The following is a 19,170-nucleotide window of genomic DNA, read 5'->3' on the forward strand; positions in this document are numbered from 1 at the left end:
GAGCACTACCGGAAAAAAAGGGAACGCAGCCTTGCTTAATCAAGCGTGGCCGCGATCTCCTCCATTTCGAAACATTCGATGACGTCGCCCTTCTGGATGTCGTTGTAATTTTCCAACGACATGCCGCACTCGTAGCCTTCCTGGACTTCCTTGACGTCGTCCTTGAAACGCTTGAGCTGGCTGAGAGCGCCCTCGTGAATGACCACGTTGTCACGCAGCAAGCGCACCTTCGAGCCGCGCTTGACCACGCCCTCGGTGATGCGGCAACCGGCCACCTTGCCGACCTTGGTGATGTTGAAGACGTCGCGGATTTCGGCGTAGCCCAGGAACTTTTCCTTGACCGTGGGGGCCAGCATGCCGGTCAGCGCCTTCTTCATGTCTTCGGCGACGTCGTAGATGATCGAGTAATAGCGGATGTCAACGCCGTCGCGTCTGGCGATGTCGCGGGCCTGCGGGTTGGCGCGCACGTTGAAGCCGACGATCAGGGCGCTGGAAGCGCGGGCCAGCGTGACGTCGGACTCGTTGATGCCGCCGACCGCCGAATGCAGCACGCGGATCTTGACCATGTCGGTGCCGATCTTGGCCAACGTGCCGTTGATGGCTTCCACCGATCCTTGCACGTCGCCCTTGATGACGACCGGCAGTTCCTTGACCTCGCCTGCCTGGATGCGCTCGAACATCTGTTCCAGCGTGCCGCGCGCCGAAGCCACCTGACGGGCCTCGCGCTGCTTTCTTTCGCGGTAACCGGCCACTTCGCGGGCGCGGTTTTCGTTCTCGACCACGATGAAGTCGTCGCCCGCCTGAGGCACGCCGTTCAAGCCCAGCACCTCGACCGGCGCGGCGGGACCGGCCACGTCGATCTTCTTGCCGTGATCGTCGGCCATGGCGCGCACGCGGCCCCATTCGGTGCCGGAAACGAAAATGTCGCCCACCTTCAGGCTGCCCTTCTGGACCAGCACGGTGGCGACGGCGCCACGGCCCTTTTCCATCTTGGCTTCAACCACCACGCCCTGGGCGGCACGGTCGGGATTGGCCTTGAGGTCGAGAATTTCAGCCTGCAGCAGGATGGCTTCCTCGAGCTTTTCGAGATTCATGCGCTTCTTGGCCGAAACGTTGATGGCCAGCACTTCGCCGCCCATTTCCTCGACCACGATCTCGTGCTGCAGCAGTTCCTGGCGCACGCGGTCAGGATTGGCGTCGGGCTTGTCGATCTTGTTGACCGCGACCACGATGGGCACCTTGGCCGCCTTGGCGTGGCGGATGGCTTCCACCGTCTGCGGCATGATGCCGTCGTCGGCGGCCACCACCAGCACCACAACGTCGGTGACGGCGGCGCCGCGGGCGCGCATGGCGGTAAAGGCTTCGTGGCCCGGCGTGTCGATGAAGGTGATCTTCTGGCCGCCCTTCATCGTCACCTGATAGGCGCCGATATGCTGGGTGATGCCGCCCGCTTCGCCCGACACCACGTCGGTTTCGCGCAGCGCGTCCAAAAGCGAGGTCTTGCCGTGATCGACATGGCCCATAACAGTGACGACCGGCGGGCGACGGACCAGATGGGCTTCGGTGTCTTCAAAGCCGGTCAGGCCGATTTCGACGTCGGCGTCGGACACGCGCTTGGCGGTATGGCCGAATTCCGAAACCACCAGTTCGGCGGTGTCGGCGTCGATCACCTGATTGATGGTGGCCATGACGCCCATGCGCATCAGGGTCTTGATGACTTCGGCGCCGCGCGTCGCCATGCGGTTGGCCAATTCCTGAACATTGATGGTTTCGGGAATCACCACTTCGCGGCTCATCTTCTCGGCGGCCTTTTGGGCCTCCAACTGCTTGAGGCGCTCGCGCTCGCGGGCGCGCTTGACGGCGGCCATGCTGCGCCCGCGCTCGCCGCGATCTTCTTCGTCAAGAGCGGCTGAAACCGTCAGCTTGCCGGGCCTGCGCTTGGGTTCCATGCGCGACTTGGCGGGGGCTGGCGCCTTATGGGCGGGAGCGCCGCCGCGACCGGGCCTGCGCTTCTCGCTGCTCTCGTCGTCCTCGTCAACTTCCTGGCCGTGGCCGGCGGGCTTGGGAACCCGGGCGGGTTCGGTGGATGCGGGCTGCTTGGCGGCAGGCGTCTCGGACTTGGCGGCGGGGGCCGGTTCCGAAGCGGGCGGCAGGGCTTCTTCCTGCACGGGCGCCGGTTCCGGCTCGGGCGGCAACAAGGACAGGCGGATGCGCTCCTCTTCGGCGCGCTTGGCCTCTTCCTCGGCCCTGATCTGAGCTAGGCGCTTGTTCTCTTCCTCGGCCTTGCGGGCCGCCTGAAGGGCGTGCAGACGATGCTGCTTTTCGTCATCGGTCAGTTGATGATGCGGGGCGGGTTCGGGCGCTGGAATCGGCGCGGGCGGCACAGGGGCCGGGGCCACCGGGGCCGCCTGCACCTGGGGCGCTGCTTCCATGACTTCGGGAACGGGGGCGCCGCCCTGGCCGATCGTGCGCTTCTTGCGCACTTCGACCGCCACGGCCTTCGAGCGGCCATGCGAGAAGCTCTGGCGAATCTGGCCCGCCTCGACGGTCTTCTTCAGCTCCAGCTTGGGCCTCAAGCGCAGTTTGCCGCCGTCCTGATCGTTCGTATCCGTCATTTCGCTTCCTGTCCACCTGACCGCTCGGCCTGCAAGCCCATCAGGGCGTTCAGGCGATTTAATTCAATCAACAGCCGTTTTGCCAATCCGCCAGGCAATACAGCCACATGCACCATCTGTTCGCGGCCCAAAGCCTGTCCCAGCTCGGCCGCGGAAAAAAGCATCCACTCCAAGACCGGTTCCGGGGCCTTGCCCGCCAGCTTGCGTCGCCCGTCGGGCGCTCCGTCGCTGGCTTCCAGGCGAAGCCGCACCTGACCTTTGGTCAGCGCCTCCTTCACCTGGTCGAAACCCGCCACCACCAGACTTGCCCGGCGCGCCATGCCCAGCATGTCCAGGCAGCGGCGGCGCAACAAAAGCTCGAGCCGCTGGACCAGATCGGGCGGCACAACCAGCTTGCGCCGGGCGGCCTTGGCGAACAGACCCTTCTTCAGGGCCGTATTTACCACATCCCGTTCGGCGCTCAACCACAATCCCCGGCCCGGCAGCTTGGCCGCCAGATCGGGCGTCAACTCATCTTCAGGCCCGACGACGAAGCGTATCATCTCTTCCTTGGGTCGGATGCGCCCGGTACCCAGACAGCGGCGCAACGGTCCCTTGGTCGGTTCTTCCGGCAGGGCCGGATCTTGCGCTTCGTCCACCCGGCGTCTCCGGTTACTTCGCCTCGTCTTCGAACCAGTGCGCCCTGGCCTTCATGATGATGGCGTTCGCATCGTCTTCGCTCAAGGCCTCGGCACCCACGATTTCGACCAGTTCGTCGCTGGCCAGATCGGCCAGATCGTCGAGCGATTTCACGCCCTTGGCGCCCAGGGCCACCAGCATGCCGGGCGTCACGCCCTCGATGGCGGCCACTTCGTCGGCCACGCCCATGCCCTTGCGCTCTTCGTCGAACTTGGCGTCGCGGGCTTCCAAGAAACCCTTGGCGCGGTTTTGCAATTCCTCGGCCACGCTTTCGTCGAAGCCTTCGATCGAGGCCAGCTCGTCCAGTTCGACAAAGGCGATTTCCTCGACCGTCGAGAAACCCTCGGTGACCAGCAGATGCGCCAGCACGTCATCGACGTCGAGCGCGTCGATGAACAACTGCGAGCGGGTGCGGAACTCTTCCTGGCGACGTTCGGACTCTTCGGCCTCGGTCAGGATGTCGATGTCCCAGCCGGTCAACTGACTGGCCAGACGCACGTTCTGGCCGCGCCTGCCGATGGCCAGCGAAAGCTGATCGTCGGGCACCACCACTTCGATGCGGTTCTGTTCCTCGTCCAGCACCACCTTGGCGACCTCGGCCGGAGCCAGGGCGTTCACCACGAAGGTGGCGGGGTCTTGCGACCAGGGAATGATGTCGATCTTCTCGCCTTGCAACTCGGCCACCACGGCTTGCACGCGCGATCCCTTCATGCCGACGCAGGCGCCGACGGGGTCGATGCCGTGATCGTTGGAGATGACGGCGATCTTGGCCCTGGATCCCGGATCGCGGGCCACTGACTTGATTTCGATGATGCCGTCGTAGATTTCCGGCACTTCCTGGCCGAACAGCTTGCTCATGAACTGAGGAGCGGTGCGCGACAGGAAAATCTGCGGGCCGCGCACTTCCTTGCGCACGTCGACGATATAGGCGCGCACCCGGTCGCCGACGCGGAAATTTTCGCGCGGGATCAGTTCGTCGCGGCGCAACAGGCCTTCGGCGCGGCCCAGATCGACCACCACATTGCCGAACTCGACGCGCTTGACCAGACCGTTCGAAATGTCGCCGATGCGGTCCTTGTATTCGTTGAACTGGCGCTCGCGCTCGGCGTCGCGCACGCGCTGCACGATCACCTGCTTGGCGGTTTGCGCAGCGATTCTGCCGAAATCGATGGGCGGCAACGGATCGATCAGAAATTCGCCGATTTCCGCGTCGGGCTTCTTGCGCCTGGCCTGGGCCAGCGTGCATTGCGTGGCTTCGTTCTCGATGGTCTCCGCCACCTCGATGGCGCGGGCCAGCTGAATTTCGCCGGTCTTGCGGTCGATATGGGCGCGGATGTCGTGCTCGTGACCGTATTTCGAACGTCCGGCTTTCTGGATGGCCTGTTCCATGGCCATCAAGACTTCTTCGCGGTCGATGTTCTTGTCGCGGGCGACGGCGTCGGCCACTTGAAGCAGTTCAGGGCGGGGCAGGGCGGCAATGCGTTCCATGAGGTTACAACTGTCCTTGTTGTTGCATGGCGTGTTTGATCAAAGCGTCGTTAAGCACCAGTTTGGCCTTGGCGAGAGCCGAGATGGGAACGCGATAATCCGCGCCCGATTCGTCTCGGATCAACACCTCGTCCCCATCCAGGCCCATCAGCAGGCCCTTGAAGCGTTTGCGGCCCTCGACGGGCGCCTTTGTTTCCATCTTGGCCTCGAAACCGGACCAGCGTTCGAAATCCTTGGGCCGCACCAGCGGTCGGTCGATGCCGGGCGAACTGACCTCCAGCGCATAGGCGCCCGCGATCGGATCGGCCACGTCCAGGATCGGCGACAGCGCCCGGCTGATTTCCGTGCAGTCCTCGATGGCCATGGCGACGCCGTCAAGGCGCTCGGCCATCACCTGAAGCGTCGCCCGGTTGGCGGCCCCCGAAATTTGCACGCGCACCAGCTCGTAACCCATGCCCTTCATGGGTTCTTCGATCAGTGCCGCGATGCTCGCCTCGGTACTCAATGCCGGTCCTGGTTCTTGAAGCATAAAAAAAGGCGGGCCAGTGGCCCACCCCAACAACTCTCATCCATCAGATGAGCTATGGAATATGGCAGGGTTATAGCAGGGAAGGGGGGGCTGGGCAAGGTGGATTTAAAGGATTGCACAATTGGCAATTAGAGGTGAAAAACGGTCGGAGACTTCCCATGTGTGCTGTCGGATTCATTAACTTGTGTTTAATTTGATTTGCAGACACTGAGTGTAGTGAGGAGAGAACAGAAATGCCGGAAGTTTCCACCATCGGCTATGAAGGCGCTTCGTTAGAAGATTTCATAGCAACCTTGTTGCTGGCAAACATCCAGACCCTGATTGACGTGAGGGAGCTTCCGATTTCTCGTCGCCCTGGCTTTGCCAAGACGGCACTTTCTCGGGCGCTTGAGAGCGTCGGCATCAATTACGTACACCTAAAGGGTTTGGGCGATCCAAAAGAGGGTCGTGAGGCGGCAAAGGCAAATGACTACAAGGAATTTTTGAGAATATTTTCCAAGCATTTAAAGACGCCTGCGGCAAAGTGTGACCTTGGCGAAGCCGCCAAGATTACGGATCGGGGCGGGGCTTGCTTAATGTGCTACGAGAGGGACCCAGATGCTTGCCACCGTAAGTTGGTGGCAGAGAAAATTTGTGATACCCTTCCAGCCCAGATTAGGCATCTGGGGGTAAAGAATGGCATTGCCGCTACACGGGAAAAAGCTAAAGGAAAGGGTGGTGGTTCTCGTCAAGGCCTTGCCCCATGCGGGCAAGAAGCACGGTGAGACGGTTTGCTGCGCAGGTGTGACTCTGCAGGGAGAATGGAGGCGTCAGTTCCCAATCCCTTTTCGGCGGCTTCAAGAAAAATTTAGTCGTTGGGATATCATAGAATACGAGTACATTTTTCCTAAAGATGATAAGAGACCGGAAAGTCGGCGGGTTCAGGTGGACTCAATTAAGGTTATCAAGAATGTCCCCACTGGTGAACGAGCAGCATTTCTTTCCCCAGTGCTTGTTGCCTCTACTTCTGTAGCGGCGGATCGAGGGCAAACTCTTGCACTTATCAGGCCCAAAAAAGTCAGGTTTAAATGGAAGCTAAAAACAGAAAGGGAAATTTCTGAGGAGCGACAGGCCTATCATGAGGCGGCGCGGCAGGAATCGTTCTTCGATGAATCTTTAGCGGCATTACAGCCTTGCCCTTTTGCTTTCAAATTCAATTATGAAGACGAAAAGGGAAAACCACACGAATCGACATGCGATGACTGGGAAACAGCGGCGACTTTTTTCAAGTTTGAAAGGGAGTATGGCAAAGAGGCTGCACTCGAAAAGATGAAAAAAATTTTCGAGCACGAGTACCCAAGCAAAGGGATGGCCTTCGGTATGGGGGTTCACTCCCGGTATCCGGATATTTGGTTGCTAGTGGGCGTATTGCGCCTTGATGAGCCGCATCAATTATCAATTGGATTGTAATTTTCGCGCTCACCCCATCATCCCCAGCCCCAGAACCTTGTCTTCCAGCACCGGGAAGCGTTTGGGGTCGAACATCTGATAGTGCCACCATTCCTTGCTATAGAAATCCCAGCCGGCGGCGCTCATCAAGCCTAGAAAAATCAAGCGGTTGCGCTGGGCTTCCGGCGATATGTCCAAATTGGCGTGGTGCGACAAGGGCGTGAAGGCGTCAAAGGGCGTTCCCATGTCCAATTCATGCCCCGATGCGGCGTCGATCAGGGTCAAATCCAGCGCCGCCCCCCGAGAATGGGCCGAGCCACGGCGCGGATCGGCCAGGAAATCGGGGTCCGGCGTATGGTTCCACAGCACCCATTGGGCCTCGCTGGGGCGAAAGGCGTCGAAAATCTTCAGCCTAAAACCTTGGGGGCGGGCTAGGCCGATGGCACGCTCGAGCAAGGGCAGGGCCTCGGTCAGCAGATAGGCGGCGGGTCTGGCGTAAACCGGCTTGCCGGTGAAATTGTTGGGCGTGGCATAGGCGATGTCGAAATCGACGTCGCTGGCATAGGCGCAAAGATCGGTCAGCGGCATGAAACACCATATGGATAAAGAAGACCGGCTCCTTTATATCACGGGCTTATGAAAATTCTTGCCCTCGATGCCTCCAGCCACGCCTGTTCCGCCGCCGTCATCTTGGATGGGCGGCTTGCGGCGCACCGGCTGGCAAGGCTTGAACGTGGCCAAGCCGAAGCCCTGATCCCCTTGGCCGCCGAGGCCCTGGCCGAGGCCGGGCTGACTTGTTCCGGCGCCGACGTTATCGCCTGCACGGTGGGGCCGGGTTCCTTCACCGGCTTGCGCATCGGTCTGGCCGCCGCCCGCGGTCTGGTGCTGGCCACGGGCAAGCGCTTTGCGGGTGTGACCAGTTTCGAATCACTTGCCCGCGCCGTGCCGCCCGAGGACAGAACAGGCCGCAGCATCCTGGCGGCGGTGGATGCCAAGCGGGCCGAATTGTTCCTGCAGCTTTTGGATCAGGCGCTTGACCCGGTGGGCGAATCCTTTGCCGCCACTCCCGAAGCCGCCGTGTCCTGGCTTCCCCAGGGTTCCTTGCTGATCGTCGGCGACGGGGCTGAAAGGCTGAAGCCCGTTTTGGCGAACCGCCCGGAGACCCAATTTTGCGCCGAAACATGCGTCGATGCGCAGTGGGTGGGCATGGCCGTTTGGGACCGGCTGCAAGCGGGCAAGCCCGTTCTGCCGCCCCAGCCGGTCTATCTGCGCGACCCGGATGTCACCTTGTCAAAGAAGCAATAGGCCAAAAGACAGCGCGCCCGTCAGGGCCAGGATGGCGGCGGCCAGCAACGGGTGGCCCATTTTGGCGCTGTGAGCGGACAGGCTGGCTGGCAAGGCCTTCCATCCCGTGATCATGGCCTGGATCAGATTGTCCTTCTTGGCGACCAGATAGAACAGGGCCGCGCCGACATGCAGCGCCACCAGACCCAGGATTCCCTTGACCAACAGGGCGTGCCAGCCGGTGGCGGCGTCGCTGGCGTCCTTGCTGATGAATTTCGACAGCGGCGCGTCGTAGGAAATGTCGTCATTGGCGAACAGGCCCAGCCCCACCTGGGCCAGCAGTGCGGCCAACAGGGCCAGCACCATCAGCCCGCCCAAGGGATTATGGCCGATGGCCAGGAAACGCCCCTTCAAATAGGCGATGGCTGTTCCTGGCCCCTTCACGAAATCGGCGAAGCGGGCATGAGTGCCGCCCACAAAACCCCAGACCAGGCGGAACAGGAGCAGCGACAAAACGGCCAAGCCCGAGGTTTGGTGCAGATGCATCGGCCCCATCTGACCGCTTATGAAGCTCGCCACCACCAAGACGGCCAATATCCAATGGAACAGGCGGGTCGGCAGATCCCAGACCCTGACTTTCACTTTGCGTTCGGCGTTTTGCGTCATGTGCAAGAGATAAACAACAATGGGTTGGCGCGTCAAATGCCATGAGGGAATGTCCCCACTGCGCCAATGGTTGACGTTGGCCCGCCCCGGTGCCACATTCTGCCCATCCAAGGGGAGTCCTGGTTGGACTGAGATTTGCCAAAACTGGCAAGAACCCTTCGAACCTGATCCGGGTCATGCCGGCGAAGGGATCGGATGTCCTCCGCCCCTCAATGCCCGCAAGCCGCCCGGACCGTCAACTTCGGGAGTGCCGCCATGAACGCCATCGACAAGCCTTTTTCCGTCACCACCGGCCCGCTGGCCGGTTCGGTCAAGGACTATGAGACGCTTGAGGGCGGCATCAGGGTTCCTCACCGGCGTATCGATCTCGAGAATGGCGAATCTTTGCTGACCTACGACACGTCGGGTCCCTATTCCGATCCCGACGCCCGCATCGACATCACCAAGGGTTTGGCGCCCATCCGGCAAGCCTGGATCATGGCGCGCGGCGACGTGGAAGCGGTGACGCCGCATCCGGTGCCAGCACCCGAAGGCACGATGCCGGTCTTCGACCGCCAAAGCCGCCCGGTGCTGAAGGCCAAGCCAGGCTTGGCCCCCACTCAGCTTGCCTATGCCAGGGCGGGGATCGTGACGCCGGAAATGATCTATGTGGCGGCCCGCGAGAATGAGGGGCGCAAGGCGCTTACCCAACGCTTCGACGGAGATCCGCAAGGGGCCGTGCTGCCCGACCTAGTGACGCCCGAATTCGTGCGTGATGAAATCGCCAAGGGCCGCGCCATCATCCCGGCCAACGTCAACCATCCCGAAGCCGAGCCGATGATCATCGGGCGCAATTTCCTGGTCAAGATCAACGCCAATATCGGCAATTCGATCATCACCAGTTCGGTCGCCGACGAGGTGGAAAAGCTGGTCTGGGCCATCCGCTGGGGCGGCGACACGGTGATGGATCTCTCGACCGGCAAGGGCATCCACCAGATCCGCGAATGGATCTTGCGAAATTCGCCGGTTCCCATTGGCACGGTGCCGATCTATCAGGCGCTGGAGAAGGTGAACGGCAAGGCCCAGGACCTGACCTTCGAAATCTTCAGGGACACGCTGATCGAGCAGGCCGAACAGGGCGTCGATTACGTCACCATCCATGCCGGATTGCGTTTGAAACATGTGCCGTTGACCGCCAAGCGGGTGACCGGCATCGTCTCGCGTGGCGGCGCCACGATGGCCAAATGGTGCCTGTCGCACCACAAAGAGAATTTCTTGTACGAACGTTTCGACGAAATCTGCGACATCCTAAGGGCCTACGACATCGGCGTCAGTCTGGGCGACGGTTTGCGTCCCGGTTCCTTGGTCGACGCCAATGACGAAGCTCAATTCGCCGAGTTGGAAACCCTGGGCGAACTGGCCAAAAAGGCATGGGCCAAAGACGTGCAGGTGATGATCGAGGGGCCGGGCCATGTGCCCATGCACAAGATCAAGGAAAACATGGATTTGCAGTTGAAGCTGTGCCACGAGGCGCCTTTCTACACGCTGGGTCCGCTGGTCACCGACATCGGGGCCGGGCACGATCATTTCGCCAGCGCCATCGGGGCGGCCATGATCGGCTGGATGGGTACGGCCATGCTGTGCTACGTGACGCCCAAGGAACATCTGGGCCTGCCCGACCGCGCCGACGTCAAGGCGGGCGTTATGGCCTATAAGATCGCCGCCCATGCCGCCGACATCGCCAAGGGCCATCCGGGAGCCAGATTGCGCGACGACGCCATGAGCCGGGCGCGTTTCTCCTTCCGCTGGAAGGATCAGTTCCGCTTGGCTTTGGATTCCGAGACCGCCCAATCCTTCCACGACGAGACCCTGCCCGGCGAAGGGGCGGAAAAGGCGCATTTCTGCTCGATGTGCGGTCCCAAATTCTGCTCGATGCAGATGAGCCACGAATTGAAGGAGCTGGCGGGGCAGGGCCTGAACGAGATGGCTGAGAAATTCAACCAACAGGGCGGCGAACTGTACCAAAAGGCATAACCGCCACGCATCTCTTGCTCTTGCGGATCGGGGGGGCTATCTTCGCCCCCTGTCTTTCCTACGTAGTGCCCCCAATCAAGTGAAGCGCCCTCTTCTCATCGCCCTGTTTGGATTGGCCGGAACCGTGGCCGCCGTCGTGCTGGCCCTGTTCTGGGGGCCGAACGACGAACCCGCGCCGCAAATTCCAGGCATGGCGGATTCGCCCCAATTCCTGAAGCCGCCGACGCCTTTGGAACCCAGCCAGGCCAGACCGGCGGGCCAGCAGGGCGAGGCGCAACCCAGCGGCCCGGACCAGCCGCCGGTGTTCGATGTGGTGCGCATCAATCCCAAGGGCGACACGCTGATCGCCGGACGCGCCTCGCCGGGGGCGGAAGTCACGATCCTGGACGGCGAGAAGGTGGTGGGCAAGGTCATGGCCGACAATCGGGGAGAATGGGTCTTCATTCCCCGCGAACCGCTTTCTCCCGGCAAGCGCCATTTGAAGCTCTCCGCCACCACGTCCAAGGGCGTTGTTCTCGAATCCGCCGTCCAGGCCGAGATGGTCGTGCCGACGCGCGACGATGGGGCGGGATCGCAAGGCGGAGGGGAACCCGGACGCGGCAATCTGTCGATGGACCTGATCGAGGACGAGAAATCGGGCCATCTGGCGCTTTCCGGACAGGCGACGCCCAAGGGCACGCTGCAAATCTTCCTCGACAACCGGCTGCTGGGCCGGGTCGAAGCCGACGCCAAGGGCCGCTGGGCGCTGAAGAATCCGCTGGCGGTGGCCGACAGCAAGATGCATGTCTTCAGGGCCGACGAATTGGGCGTCGAGGGTCGCGTTCAGGCGCGCATCGAACTGCCCTATATGCGCGAAGAGCTGATGGAGGATTTCGCTAGGCCCAATGTGTGGCAGGTGAAGTCGGGTCAGACGCTGGAGAAAATCGCCTTGGAAGTTTATGGCGACAAGGCGGCGGCCAAGGCCATCTATGAGGTCAACAAGAACCAGTTGCGCACGCCCAGTTCCTTGGTTCCCGGACAGATCCTGTTCCTGCCCGGCTGGCCTTGACGCCGCTTGCCGGGCATACGGTAATGCCGTATAGTTATTCCCAATGAAATTCGATTTCGATGCGAACAAGGATGCAGCCAACCGAGAGAAGCATGGCTTGTCGCTGGCTTTCGGCGCCAAGGTGTTGGCGGATCCCAGTCGTCTCGAGATTCTCGATGTGCGTTTCGACTATGCCGAAGAGCGATTTATCGTCTATGGCAACGTTCTGGGACGCATTTATGTCTGTGTCTTTGCCGAACGCGGTCGGACGCGCCGCATCATCAGCGTGAGAAAAGCCAATGAGCGTGAAACGAGCCGCTACGACAAAACCCCGCGCTGAACCGGATGTTGACGCGCCACTGAGCGACGACGAGTTCGAACGCGGTCTGGGCGCGGCACTGGCCAGGAAAGCCCGTGCCGCCACGGGGCTTTCGCAAAGCGTTTTTTCCAAGCGCTTCGGCATTCCGGCGGCCACTTTGCGCGATTGGGAACAGGGCCGTCGCGCCCCGGATGGAGCCACGCAAAGCTATCTGCGGGTGATCGCCAAAATGCCCGATGCGGTGGCCAAGGCGCTTAAAGCGGCGTAAGGGACTTTCGGCTGGCCCTAGTTCAGACTCGCCAGCATGGGGGCGTCGTCTTCCGTCTTCTTGATGGTGTCGATGCCCTGCTTCATTTCGCTCATGATCAACTCGCCGCGCTTGACTGGCCCGCCCGACTGCTTTTTCGGAAAAGCTCTGGCCCAGGCGTTCATCTTCACGGTCAGGGCGCACAAGATGCCGCCGATCGAGGTGTGGTAGCTTTCGATCAGCTCCTTGACCTTCCTGAACCGGTCGGCCGAGATGTTGTTCCACATATCCTTGGTCGAGCGGTCGAAATTCTCGAAACGGCCCGTGATGTTGGCCATCAGGCCGTTCATGGTCGATTCGATCATGTCGCAGGTTCTAAGCAGATTGGCGTCTTGCTTGAGCTGCCAGTTGTTGCGGATGTCGTACATCGACCCCAGGAAGTCCGAGATGATCGGCTCCAGCTTGTCCAGGCTTTGCCGGTAATAAGACAGCGAAAGGAAGATGTCGCCGTAGTCTTCAATGAAGCGCGGCACTTCCGACAGGTTGATGTGCAGCTTGTCGGCCATGCGCGTCAGATTCTGCTTGGCCTTCTGGATGTCGGGGTCGCGAAACAGTGCGATCACGTCGTCGAAACTTTGGATGTTCACGTTCTCGTCGCCGTAGATCTCGTGAATCAACGGCCTGGTGAACAGGGTCATGTAATTGGTCAGTTCGGCGTTCTTTTCGGGGCTTAGGCGCAGCGCTTCGGAGCTGTTGACGGAAATCCCCTGCTGCCTGAGCGAAATGCGCAGCGAATAAATGTCGTAGCTGGGCAAAAGGCCCAGCTTGCGCACGACCAGGAAATCGGGATGGATCTTGTCTTCCGGCCAGCCGAACATCTTGGGCAGGGATTCGATCTCGACCTGGCCCGAACCGGTTCCCTCGACGTTCGAAAACAGCTCGACCACGCTGCGCAGGCGCACGTTCTTGATCAGGCGCGCTGTTTTCAGGGCCGGGGTTTCCAGGGGAATGATCCTGAGCGGCAGGATGAACAACGAGTCCATGTCGCCGTCTTCAAGAGGTTTCAGAACCTTATCAACGCTCACCCGCAGAATCCCTGTCTAGTTGGTCGGGGCTAATTTAGCATGATATTCATAGTGTTGCCATATATGGCAAACAAATGTTTAAATCGCGTAAAAAGACCAACGCCTTGCCAGGGAGGCAGATTGTGACAGAGCGCGAGACGGTCTTTGCGGTCCATTCCAATTCCGTGCGGTTCGGCCCCAACGCCTTGACCGAGGCTGGCGACGCCGCCAGGGATCTGGGGATGAAGCGGGTGGCCCTGTTCACGGATTCCCATCTGGCGAGCGCCACGCCCTGGCCGGACGAAGTGCGAAAGGCCCTGGCGAATGCGGGCTGCGAGGTGGCGGTTTACGCCGATGTGCGGGTCGAGCCGACCGATGCGTCCTTCCTGGCGGCGGTCGATTTCTACAAGACCGGCCGCTTCGACGGCATCGTCTCGGTCGGCGGCGGCTCGGTGATGGATACCGCCAAGGCGGCCCTGCTTTATGCCGCCTATCCGGCCCCTTTCCTCGATTATGTGGCGGCCCCTTATGGTCGCGTGCTGCCGGTTCCGGGGCCATTGCCGCCCCATATCGCCTGTCCGACCACCTCGGGCACCGGCGCGGAATGCACCGGGATCGCGGTGTTCGACTTCGAAGCCAACGCCATCAAGACGGTGATCGCCCATAAATGGCTGAAGCCCAGTCTGGCGCTGATCGATCCCAGGGTGGCCGCCACCATGACGCCCGGCGTGCTGGCCTCTTCGGGGTTCGACGTGTTCACGCACGCCATCGAATCCTATACCGCCAAGCCCTATTTCGAGCGAGAAAGGCCCAAGACCAGCGCCGCGCGACCAATGAGCCAGGGGGCAAACCCCTGGAGCGATCTGGGAAGCCTGGAAGCCATCCGCCTGGGCGGGCGCTATCTGGTGCGGGCCGTCAAGGACCGGCAAGACCATGAAGCCCGCGAAGGGCTGATGTTCGCCGCCACCCTGGCGGGCATCGCCTTCGGCAATTCAGGGGTGCATTTGCCGCACGCCATGTCCTATGCCGTGGCCGGGCTGTGCCACAGCTATACCGCTTCGGGCTACGAGCAGAACCGTCCCATGGTGCCGCATGGCATTTCCGTGGTGCTGAACGCGCCTTCCGCCTTTCGCTTTACCGCGTCCGCCTGTCCGCAACGGCATCTGGACTGCGCGGCGGCCCTGGGGGCTGACATCGCTGGCGTCAAACTGGTGGAGGCGGGCGAAGCGCTGGCCGACGCCTTGACCAAATTGATGCGCCAAGCCGATCTGCCCAACGGCCTGTCGGCCCTGGGCTATGGCGAGACGGACCTTGATGCTTTAGCCAAGGGAGCGGCCACCCAGCCGCGACTGCTCAACAATTCGCCGCGCCCGGTGACCGAGACGGAGCTGCGCGAGATATTCAAGGGGGCTTTGCGGCTTTGGTAGGGTTCGCCTAATCAAGAATCAGGCGGCCGTTTGCGTCGAAGGGAAACATGGGGACGCAGGCCAACTCCCAGGGATGGCCATCCGGGTCGGCGAAATAGCCGACATAGCCGCCCCAAGGCGTATCGTGTGGAGCGGTCAGCAACGTCGCGCCGGCCGCCATCGCTTCGGCCATCGCGGCATCGACCGCATCCTGGCTCTCAAGGTTGATCGCCATCGTAACGCAGCCCGCCTTCGCATCGGCAATGCCGGTGTCGCCTGCCAGCGCGTCCTTGCCATACAGAGACAAGATGACGCCGTCCAAATCGAAAAAGGCGACGTAAGGATTGCTGGCGGCTTTCGCCTTCCAGCCAAGGCGCTCGTAAAAAGCCCGCGAGACCGCCAGATCGGCCACCGCCAAAGTGATCAGGTTGACGCGCGGGATCATTCGTCAATGTTCCGAGAACATGTCGCGTAGCTTGCAAAACAGGCTCATCAGGCCGGGGACAGGGGGCGGCTTTAGCCGTCCCGCCAGATAATCGTCGGCGGCCTTCTGGGCGTTGCGCTCGGTCGTCAATTTGGCGTCGATCCCCTTCTTGGCCATGCGCCTCAGGAAGCCTTCGCCAGCGCTTTTGCTGATCAAGGCCTGGACCGATTCCAGCGGATGCGGGCCGCTGGCGTCCCTGTGATGATGAAAAACGTTTTGGGAGGCAAGTTCCAGCCGGTCGATCTGGCTGGCCCTTCCTCCCATTTCGCCCTCGAAAATCAGCCAGTGCCGTGCTTGGCCCGCATGGCCGCAAAGCTGTTTGCCGTCATTCGAGGAAACCGCGATGCGCATCCTTTCCCCCTAAGCCTTCGCCGGTTCCGGCAGGGCCGGTTGCTGCGAGGGAACGGCGGCCAGCAGCGAAGTGATGACGGCGGCCAGATAAGGCATCGACTGCACGATCAGCACCAAGGCCCACAGTTTGGCGTCGCGGTCATAGAAACCGTAATTGTATAGAACGGCTCCGGCGGCGCTCCATTGCAGGCAGGCCAAGGCCAACTCTTCCCAGGCCCCCAGAATGCCCTTCCAGAAGGCCGCCTTGTTTTCCATTTTTGGCGTGCGCATGAAGGGGATCGACTTGGTGAAGATGCCGTGCACGACCGCCTTGGCGATGATGAAGGTCAGCCCCATGCCCGCCACCGCCGAGCCGATCTGCTGGCCGACCGAACATTTCACGCGGGTCTGGTACAAGATCAGATGCGTCGCCAGCTTGTAGAAAAAGACGAACAAGGTGGGGATGGCGAATTCGGCCAGGGGGAAATCGAAATATCTGGGCGCCGTCACCAGACCCAGCGACCACAAGATGCTGGCCGCCGTAAAGACCAGGAACAATCCGTCGGCGATCCAGGGCAGCCAACCGGCCACGAACTGGAATTTCTGGCCGAAGCTGAGATTGCCCTTGGCCCAGGGCAGCAAGGTGCGCCAATGGCCCTTCAGAATCTGCATGGCGCCGTAAGCCCAGCGATAGCGTTGCTTCTTGTAGCCCATGAAGGTGTCGGGCGTCAGGCCCTTGCCGAAGCAGTGGTTGACATAGATCGAGTGATAGCCCGTTTCCAGGAATTTGAGGCCCAGTTCGGCGTCTTCGCAGATATAGCCCTCGCCCCATTTGCCGCACTTCTCCAGCGCTTCCTTGCGGATCAAGGTCATGGTGCCGTGCTGGATGATGGCGTCGTACTCGTTCCTGGCCACCATGCCGATGTGGAAGAAGCCGGCATATTCCCAGTTGATCATTTCCTTGAACGTGTCGTGTTCCCATTCGCGATGGTCCTGGGGGGCCTGCACCCAGGCCACCTTTTCGTCGTCGAAATAAGGGGTCAGCGATTTCAGCCAATTGGGTTCGACCAGATAATCGCTGTCGATGACGCCGATGATCTTGGCCTCGGGATCGGTTTGGCTGAGCGCGAAATTAAGCGCGCCCGCCTTGTAGCCCGGCCATTGCGGCAGGTGGAAGAAGCGCACCTTGGGACCCAGGGTGGCGCAATATTCCTCGACCGGCTGCCAGACCGCCGGGTCCTTGGTGTTGTTGTCGATGATCAGAATTTCGAAGTCGGGATAATCCAGCTTCATCAAGGAATCGATGGTCATCATCACCATCTGCGGCGGTTCGTTGTAGCAAGGCAGGTGCAACGAGACCTTGGGCAAAACGCCCGCCCTGGCTTGGTCGGGGTCGTGCGGCTTGAAGTGTCGCCTGAACTTTTCGGACCAAGTCAGTTCGGTGAATTCGAAGGTGGAGATCAGAATCACGAACAGCAGCGCGATCTGGCCGGGCACCAGCATGGTCCACATGACCTCTGGCCCTGGCGCGAAATCCTTCAGAACCGGGATCGTCGCGGCCCACATCACGACCGAGGCCGCCGTCATGGTCATGGCGGCGAAGAAGATGCGTCCGCCCAGCTTGATTTGGCTTCGGCGCCATAAGAACCAGACCAGCGGCAGGAAGCCGATGGCGGTGGCCCCGGCGGCCAGCATCGGCCATTCCTTGATCTCGACCACCGGGCCTTCCATGGGGAATTTCTGGTGGCGGTCGGCGTCGAACATGCCCCAGTGGGCGCCCACCGACCATTCGATTTCGTTCTTCCAGGGCTGGTCGAAGGCTTCGATCACATTGTAGTCGATGAAGGTTTCCGACGCGCGCTTCAAGAACTTGCGCAAGAACAGGGCCTGATTGACCAGCGACGGTTCTGCGCCGCCGCGCATTTTGCCCGAACTGGGCCAACCCACTTCGGTGATCATGACGTGCTTGCCGGGGAAGGCGGCCTTGACTTCCTCATAGCGCTTCAGGAGATAGTCGTTCGATTCCTCGACCGGCACGCCCTCCCAATAGGGCAGGATATGGATCGAGATGTAATCCACCTCCTTGGCCAGATCGGGATATTTAATCCAGACATACCAGGGTTCGGCGGTGCTGACCGGCACCTTCACCCGCTCCTTGACCCGGCGGATGTAGCGCACCAATTGCGGAACGGTCACGTCGCCGCGATGCAGGGCCTCGTTGCCCACGATCACCCGCTCGACATTCTTGTAATTGCGGATCTGGCCGATCAGGCTTCTGATTTCCGCCTCGTTGCGGCCAAGCCTAGTGTCGATCCATGCGCCCGCCAGAACCTTAAGGCCGAAGCGCTGCGCCAGTTCCGGCACCTGCTCAAGACCGTCCAGCGCGGTGTAGGTTCGCACCATCGCCACCTTGCCCGCCAGCAGCTTAAGATCGCGCTCGACATCCGTCAGCGACGGGTAGCGGCCCTTCTGGGGGTCGTCGTCCTTCTGGAAGGGGCTGAATGAGACGCTGCGGATCTGGCCTTGCCAATCGACGCCGGAATGCGGGCGGTTGAGCCAAGCCCAGGCGGCCAGATTGACGATGACGATCAGGGTAAGGACGATAACGCCGGAAAATCGCATGTGTTTGAAGGGCCCCAAAAAAGAGAAAACAGGGCCAAAGCCCCGCATCGGCATGGCTTTTACCCCGGGATCGAGGCAAAACAATGGCAGCCGCCCGTAAAACTTAGCAAAATCCCTTATGAGACGCCAGTAGTCCGCCAGCCTAGGCCAGCGGCGTTCTGGGCTTGCGGCCCCCGAGAAATATGATAGGTTTGCCGCCCTTAAGGAGAGGTGGCCGAGTGGTTGAAGGCGCACGCCTGGAAAGTGTGTGTACGGGAAACCGTACCGAGGGTTCGAATCCCTCTCTCTCCGCCAAATGACCCACAATATATTGATTTACAATGCGTTTCCGGCACAAAACCTGGACGGCCTCACCACTGGTACACAGAGGTGGTACACATGGGCCTGGAAACGCACATCGCCAGACGTGGCAGCCGCTACTATTTCCGCCTTCGCCTTCCGAAGGATATTGCAAGATGTTTGGGGATAACGGAGTTAAAGCGAGGATTAGGCACCTGCGATCCTTCGCAGGCCAAAATCAGGGCTAGCTTTTTGCGCCATCGAGCGTATCAAGGATTCAAAGCAATCCGAGAAAACGCCATGCTCGAACCAGAGAAAATCGCCAAGATCGCCCACGCCTTCTTCGAACAGAACCTCGACCAGGATGATGAATTTCGCGCCAAGTCAAAAGGCGACACCCAAGCACAACGCATTCACGACAGCCTGAAGCACAACCGCACCAAGGCTATCAGTAAATTCGAAAGCGACATCGCCGATGGCGACCATAGCGCCGTACACCTCTATCTGGACTCGGCAATTGCCGAGGAGAAGCTGGACGTAGCCAAGGGCAGCAAAGATTACTATCAGCTTGGTCAGGCGTTGATGCGGGCCGTAATCGAGGCCTACAAACGCATGCTGGCGCGCGACGGTGGCGATTTCAGGGATATCCCAAGCGACCCACTGATCCGGGTTGGAGCACTGGTTTCCAACG

At 60.8% G+C, this 19,170-nt stretch carries 19 protein-coding genes, 1 tRNA gene and 1 riboswitch; of the genes, 10 read left to right on the forward strand and 10 right to left on the reverse strand.

Annotated elements, in window-relative coordinates:
* Positions 1-35 precede the first annotated feature (35 nt).
* From infB to rimP, 4 genes are read right to left on the reverse strand one after another with little or no spacing between them, the layout of a single operon-like run.
* Positions 36-2,615, reverse strand: coding sequence for a translation initiation factor IF-2 (infB, locus tag HQL44_07530; GenBank protein ID MBF0268428.1), 2,580 nt, complete (start codon positions 2,613-2,615; stop codon positions 36-38).
* The gene (locus HQL44_07535) at positions 2,612-3,253 is read right to left on the reverse strand and encodes an RNA-binding protein (protein MBF0268429.1); all 642 of its coding nucleotides are present in this window, start codon (positions 3,251-3,253) and stop codon (positions 2,612-2,614) included. Before HQL44_07535 ends, infB begins: the two co-directional genes overlap by 4 nt.
* Before the next feature lie 13 nt (positions 3,254-3,266).
* Positions 3,267-4,781 (reverse strand): transcription termination/antitermination protein NusA, encoded by a 1,515-nt coding sequence (gene nusA / locus HQL44_07540; GenBank protein ID MBF0268430.1) that lies wholly within the window; start codon positions 4,779-4,781, stop codon positions 3,267-3,269.
* 4 nt (positions 4,782-4,785) lie between these two features.
* Entirely contained in the window at positions 4,786-5,310 is a 525-nt protein-coding gene (gene rimP, locus HQL44_07545) for a ribosome maturation factor RimP (GenBank protein ID MBF0268431.1), read from the reverse strand.
* Between the two features lie 233 nt (positions 5,311-5,543).
* Here rimP and HQL44_07550 point away from each other — a divergent pair, with 233 nt between their 5' ends.
* Positions 5,544-6,074: a DUF488 domain-containing protein gene (locus HQL44_07550; GenBank protein ID MBF0268432.1), complete on the forward strand. Its 531-nt coding sequence runs from the start codon at positions 5,544-5,546 to the stop codon at positions 6,072-6,074.
* Complete coding sequence (locus tag HQL44_07555) at positions 6,028-6,759, forward strand: hypothetical protein (protein MBF0268433.1); 732 nt, start codon at positions 6,028-6,030, stop codon at positions 6,757-6,759. Before HQL44_07550 ends, HQL44_07555 begins: the two co-directional genes overlap by 47 nt.
* Positions 6,760-6,768: 9 nt before the next feature.
* On the opposite strand, the gene ddpX is transcribed toward HQL44_07555, so the two are convergent.
* On the reverse strand, positions 6,769-7,326 hold the full coding sequence (gene ddpX, locus HQL44_07560) for a D-alanyl-D-alanine dipeptidase (GenBank protein ID MBF0268434.1): 558 nt from the start codon (positions 7,324-7,326) through the stop codon (positions 6,769-6,771).
* Between the two features lie 48 nt (positions 7,327-7,374).
* Between ddpX and tsaB the strand changes: the two genes are divergently transcribed.
* The gene (gene tsaB, locus HQL44_07565; GenBank protein MBF0268435.1) at positions 7,375-8,043 is read left to right on the forward strand and encodes a tRNA (adenosine(37)-N6)-threonylcarbamoyltransferase complex dimerization subunit type 1 TsaB; all 669 of its coding nucleotides are present in this window, start codon (positions 7,375-7,377) and stop codon (positions 8,041-8,043) included.
* Here tsaB and HQL44_07570 read toward each other — a convergent pair.
* A complete protein-coding gene (locus HQL44_07570; GenBank protein ID MBF0268436.1) occupies positions 8,029-8,688 on the reverse strand; it encodes a cytochrome b/b6 domain-containing protein in 660 nt (219 codons plus the stop codon). The two genes, tsaB and HQL44_07570, sit on opposite strands and share 15 nt — an antisense overlap.
* Positions 8,689-8,788: 100 nt before the next feature.
* Positions 8,789-8,897: riboswitch (TPP riboswitch) on the forward strand.
* A 46-nt stretch (positions 8,898-8,943) separates the two neighbouring features.
* Here HQL44_07570 and thiC point away from each other — a divergent pair.
* From thiC to HQL44_07590, 4 genes are all read left to right on the forward strand, one after another.
* A complete protein-coding gene (thiC, locus tag HQL44_07575) occupies positions 8,944-10,701 on the forward strand; it encodes a phosphomethylpyrimidine synthase ThiC (GenBank protein MBF0268437.1) in 1,758 nt (585 codons plus the stop codon).
* A 79-nt stretch (positions 10,702-10,780) separates the two neighbouring features.
* Positions 10,781-11,749: a LysM peptidoglycan-binding domain-containing protein gene (locus HQL44_07580; protein ID MBF0268438.1), complete on the forward strand. Its 969-nt coding sequence runs from the start codon at positions 10,781-10,783 to the stop codon at positions 11,747-11,749.
* Positions 11,750-11,792: 43 nt separating this feature from the next.
* Entirely contained in the window at positions 11,793-12,068 is a 276-nt protein-coding gene (locus tag HQL44_07585; protein ID MBF0268439.1) for a BrnT family toxin, read from the forward strand.
* Positions 12,028-12,315: a helix-turn-helix domain-containing protein gene (locus HQL44_07590; protein MBF0268440.1), complete on the forward strand. Its 288-nt coding sequence runs from the start codon at positions 12,028-12,030 to the stop codon at positions 12,313-12,315. Before HQL44_07585 ends, HQL44_07590 begins: the two co-directional genes overlap by 41 nt.
* Positions 12,316-12,332: 17 nt before the next feature.
* Here HQL44_07590 and HQL44_07595 read toward each other — a convergent pair whose 3' ends face one another.
* A complete protein-coding gene (locus HQL44_07595; protein MBF0268441.1) occupies positions 12,333-13,379 on the reverse strand; it encodes a hypothetical protein in 1,047 nt (348 codons plus the stop codon).
* Between the two features lie 74 nt (positions 13,380-13,453).
* On the opposite strand from HQL44_07595, the gene HQL44_07600 reads away from it, so the two are divergent.
* Complete coding sequence (locus HQL44_07600; GenBank protein ID MBF0268442.1) at positions 13,454-14,785, forward strand: iron-containing alcohol dehydrogenase; 1,332 nt, start codon at positions 13,454-13,456, stop codon at positions 14,783-14,785.
* 7 nt (positions 14,786-14,792) lie between these two features.
* On the opposite strand, the gene HQL44_07605 is transcribed toward HQL44_07600, so the two are convergent.
* The 3 genes from HQL44_07605 to HQL44_07615 are packed head-to-tail and all read right to left on the reverse strand — an operon-like array spanning position 14,793 to position 18,200.
* Positions 14,793-15,209, reverse strand: coding sequence for a VOC family protein (locus tag HQL44_07605; GenBank protein MBF0268443.1), 417 nt, complete (start codon positions 15,207-15,209; stop codon positions 14,793-14,795).
* A 3-nt stretch (positions 15,210-15,212) separates the two neighbouring features.
* Positions 15,213-15,599, reverse strand: a complete 387-nt coding sequence (locus HQL44_07610) for a hypothetical protein (GenBank protein MBF0268444.1) — start codon at positions 15,597-15,599, stop codon at positions 15,213-15,215.
* A 9-nt stretch (positions 15,600-15,608) separates the two neighbouring features.
* Positions 15,609-18,200: a glycosyltransferase gene (locus HQL44_07615; GenBank protein MBF0268445.1), complete on the reverse strand. Its 2,592-nt coding sequence runs from the start codon at positions 18,198-18,200 to the stop codon at positions 15,609-15,611.
* 204 nt (positions 18,201-18,404) lie between these two features.
* On the opposite strand from HQL44_07615, the gene HQL44_07620 reads away from it, so the two are divergent.
* Together HQL44_07620 and HQL44_07625 are read left to right on the forward strand one after the other, a co-directional pair.
* Positions 18,405-18,494, forward strand: a tRNA-Ser gene (locus HQL44_07620).
* Between the two features lie 84 nt (positions 18,495-18,578).
* Positions 18,579-19,170: hypothetical protein (locus tag HQL44_07625; GenBank protein ID MBF0268446.1), on the forward strand; the 592-nt coding region annotated here is incomplete at its 3' end.

It is taken from the genome of Alphaproteobacteria bacterium (genome assembly GCA_015231795.1).
Lineage (GTDB): Bacteria > Pseudomonadota > Alphaproteobacteria > Rhodospirillales > WMHbin7 > WMHbin7.

Excerpts from the sequence above, each read along its gene's own strand:
- infB (MBF0268428.1), bottom strand. The coding sequence starts at position 2,615 with ATGACGGATACGAACGATCAGGACGGCGGCAAACTGCGCTTGAGGCCC.
- nusA (MBF0268430.1), bottom strand. The coding sequence starts at position 4,781 with ATGGAACGCATTGCCGCCCTGCCCCGCCCTGAACTGCTTCAAGTGGCC.
- rimP (MBF0268431.1), bottom strand. The coding sequence starts at position 5,310 with ATGCTTCAAGAACCAGGACCGGCATTGAGTACCGAGGCGAGCATCGCG.
- HQL44_07550 (MBF0268432.1), top strand. The coding sequence starts at position 5,544 with ATGCCGGAAGTTTCCACCATCGGCTATGAAGGCGCTTCGTTAGAAGAT.
- ddpX (MBF0268434.1), bottom strand. The coding sequence starts at position 7,326 with ATGCCGCTGACCGATCTTTGCGCCTATGCCAGCGACGTCGATTTCGAC.
- tsaB (MBF0268435.1), top strand. The coding sequence starts at position 7,375 with ATGAAAATTCTTGCCCTCGATGCCTCCAGCCACGCCTGTTCCGCCGCC.
- HQL44_07570 (MBF0268436.1), bottom strand. The coding sequence starts at position 8,688 with ATGACGCAAAACGCCGAACGCAAAGTGAAAGTCAGGGTCTGGGATCTG.
- thiC (MBF0268437.1), top strand. The coding sequence starts at position 8,944 with ATGAACGCCATCGACAAGCCTTTTTCCGTCACCACCGGCCCGCTGGCC.
- HQL44_07585 (MBF0268439.1), top strand. The coding sequence starts at position 11,793 with ATGAAATTCGATTTCGATGCGAACAAGGATGCAGCCAACCGAGAGAAG.
- HQL44_07590 (MBF0268440.1), top strand. The coding sequence starts at position 12,028 with ATGAGCGTGAAACGAGCCGCTACGACAAAACCCCGCGCTGAACCGGAT.
- HQL44_07600 (MBF0268442.1), top strand. The coding sequence starts at position 13,454 with ATGTTTAAATCGCGTAAAAAGACCAACGCCTTGCCAGGGAGGCAGATT.
- HQL44_07605 (MBF0268443.1), bottom strand. The coding sequence starts at position 15,209 with ATGATCCCGCGCGTCAACCTGATCACTTTGGCGGTGGCCGATCTGGCG.
- HQL44_07610 (MBF0268444.1), bottom strand. The coding sequence starts at position 15,599 with ATGCGCATCGCGGTTTCCTCGAATGACGGCAAACAGCTTTGCGGCCAT.
- HQL44_07615 (MBF0268445.1), bottom strand. The coding sequence starts at position 18,200 with ATGCGATTTTCCGGCGTTATCGTCCTTACCCTGATCGTCATCGTCAAT.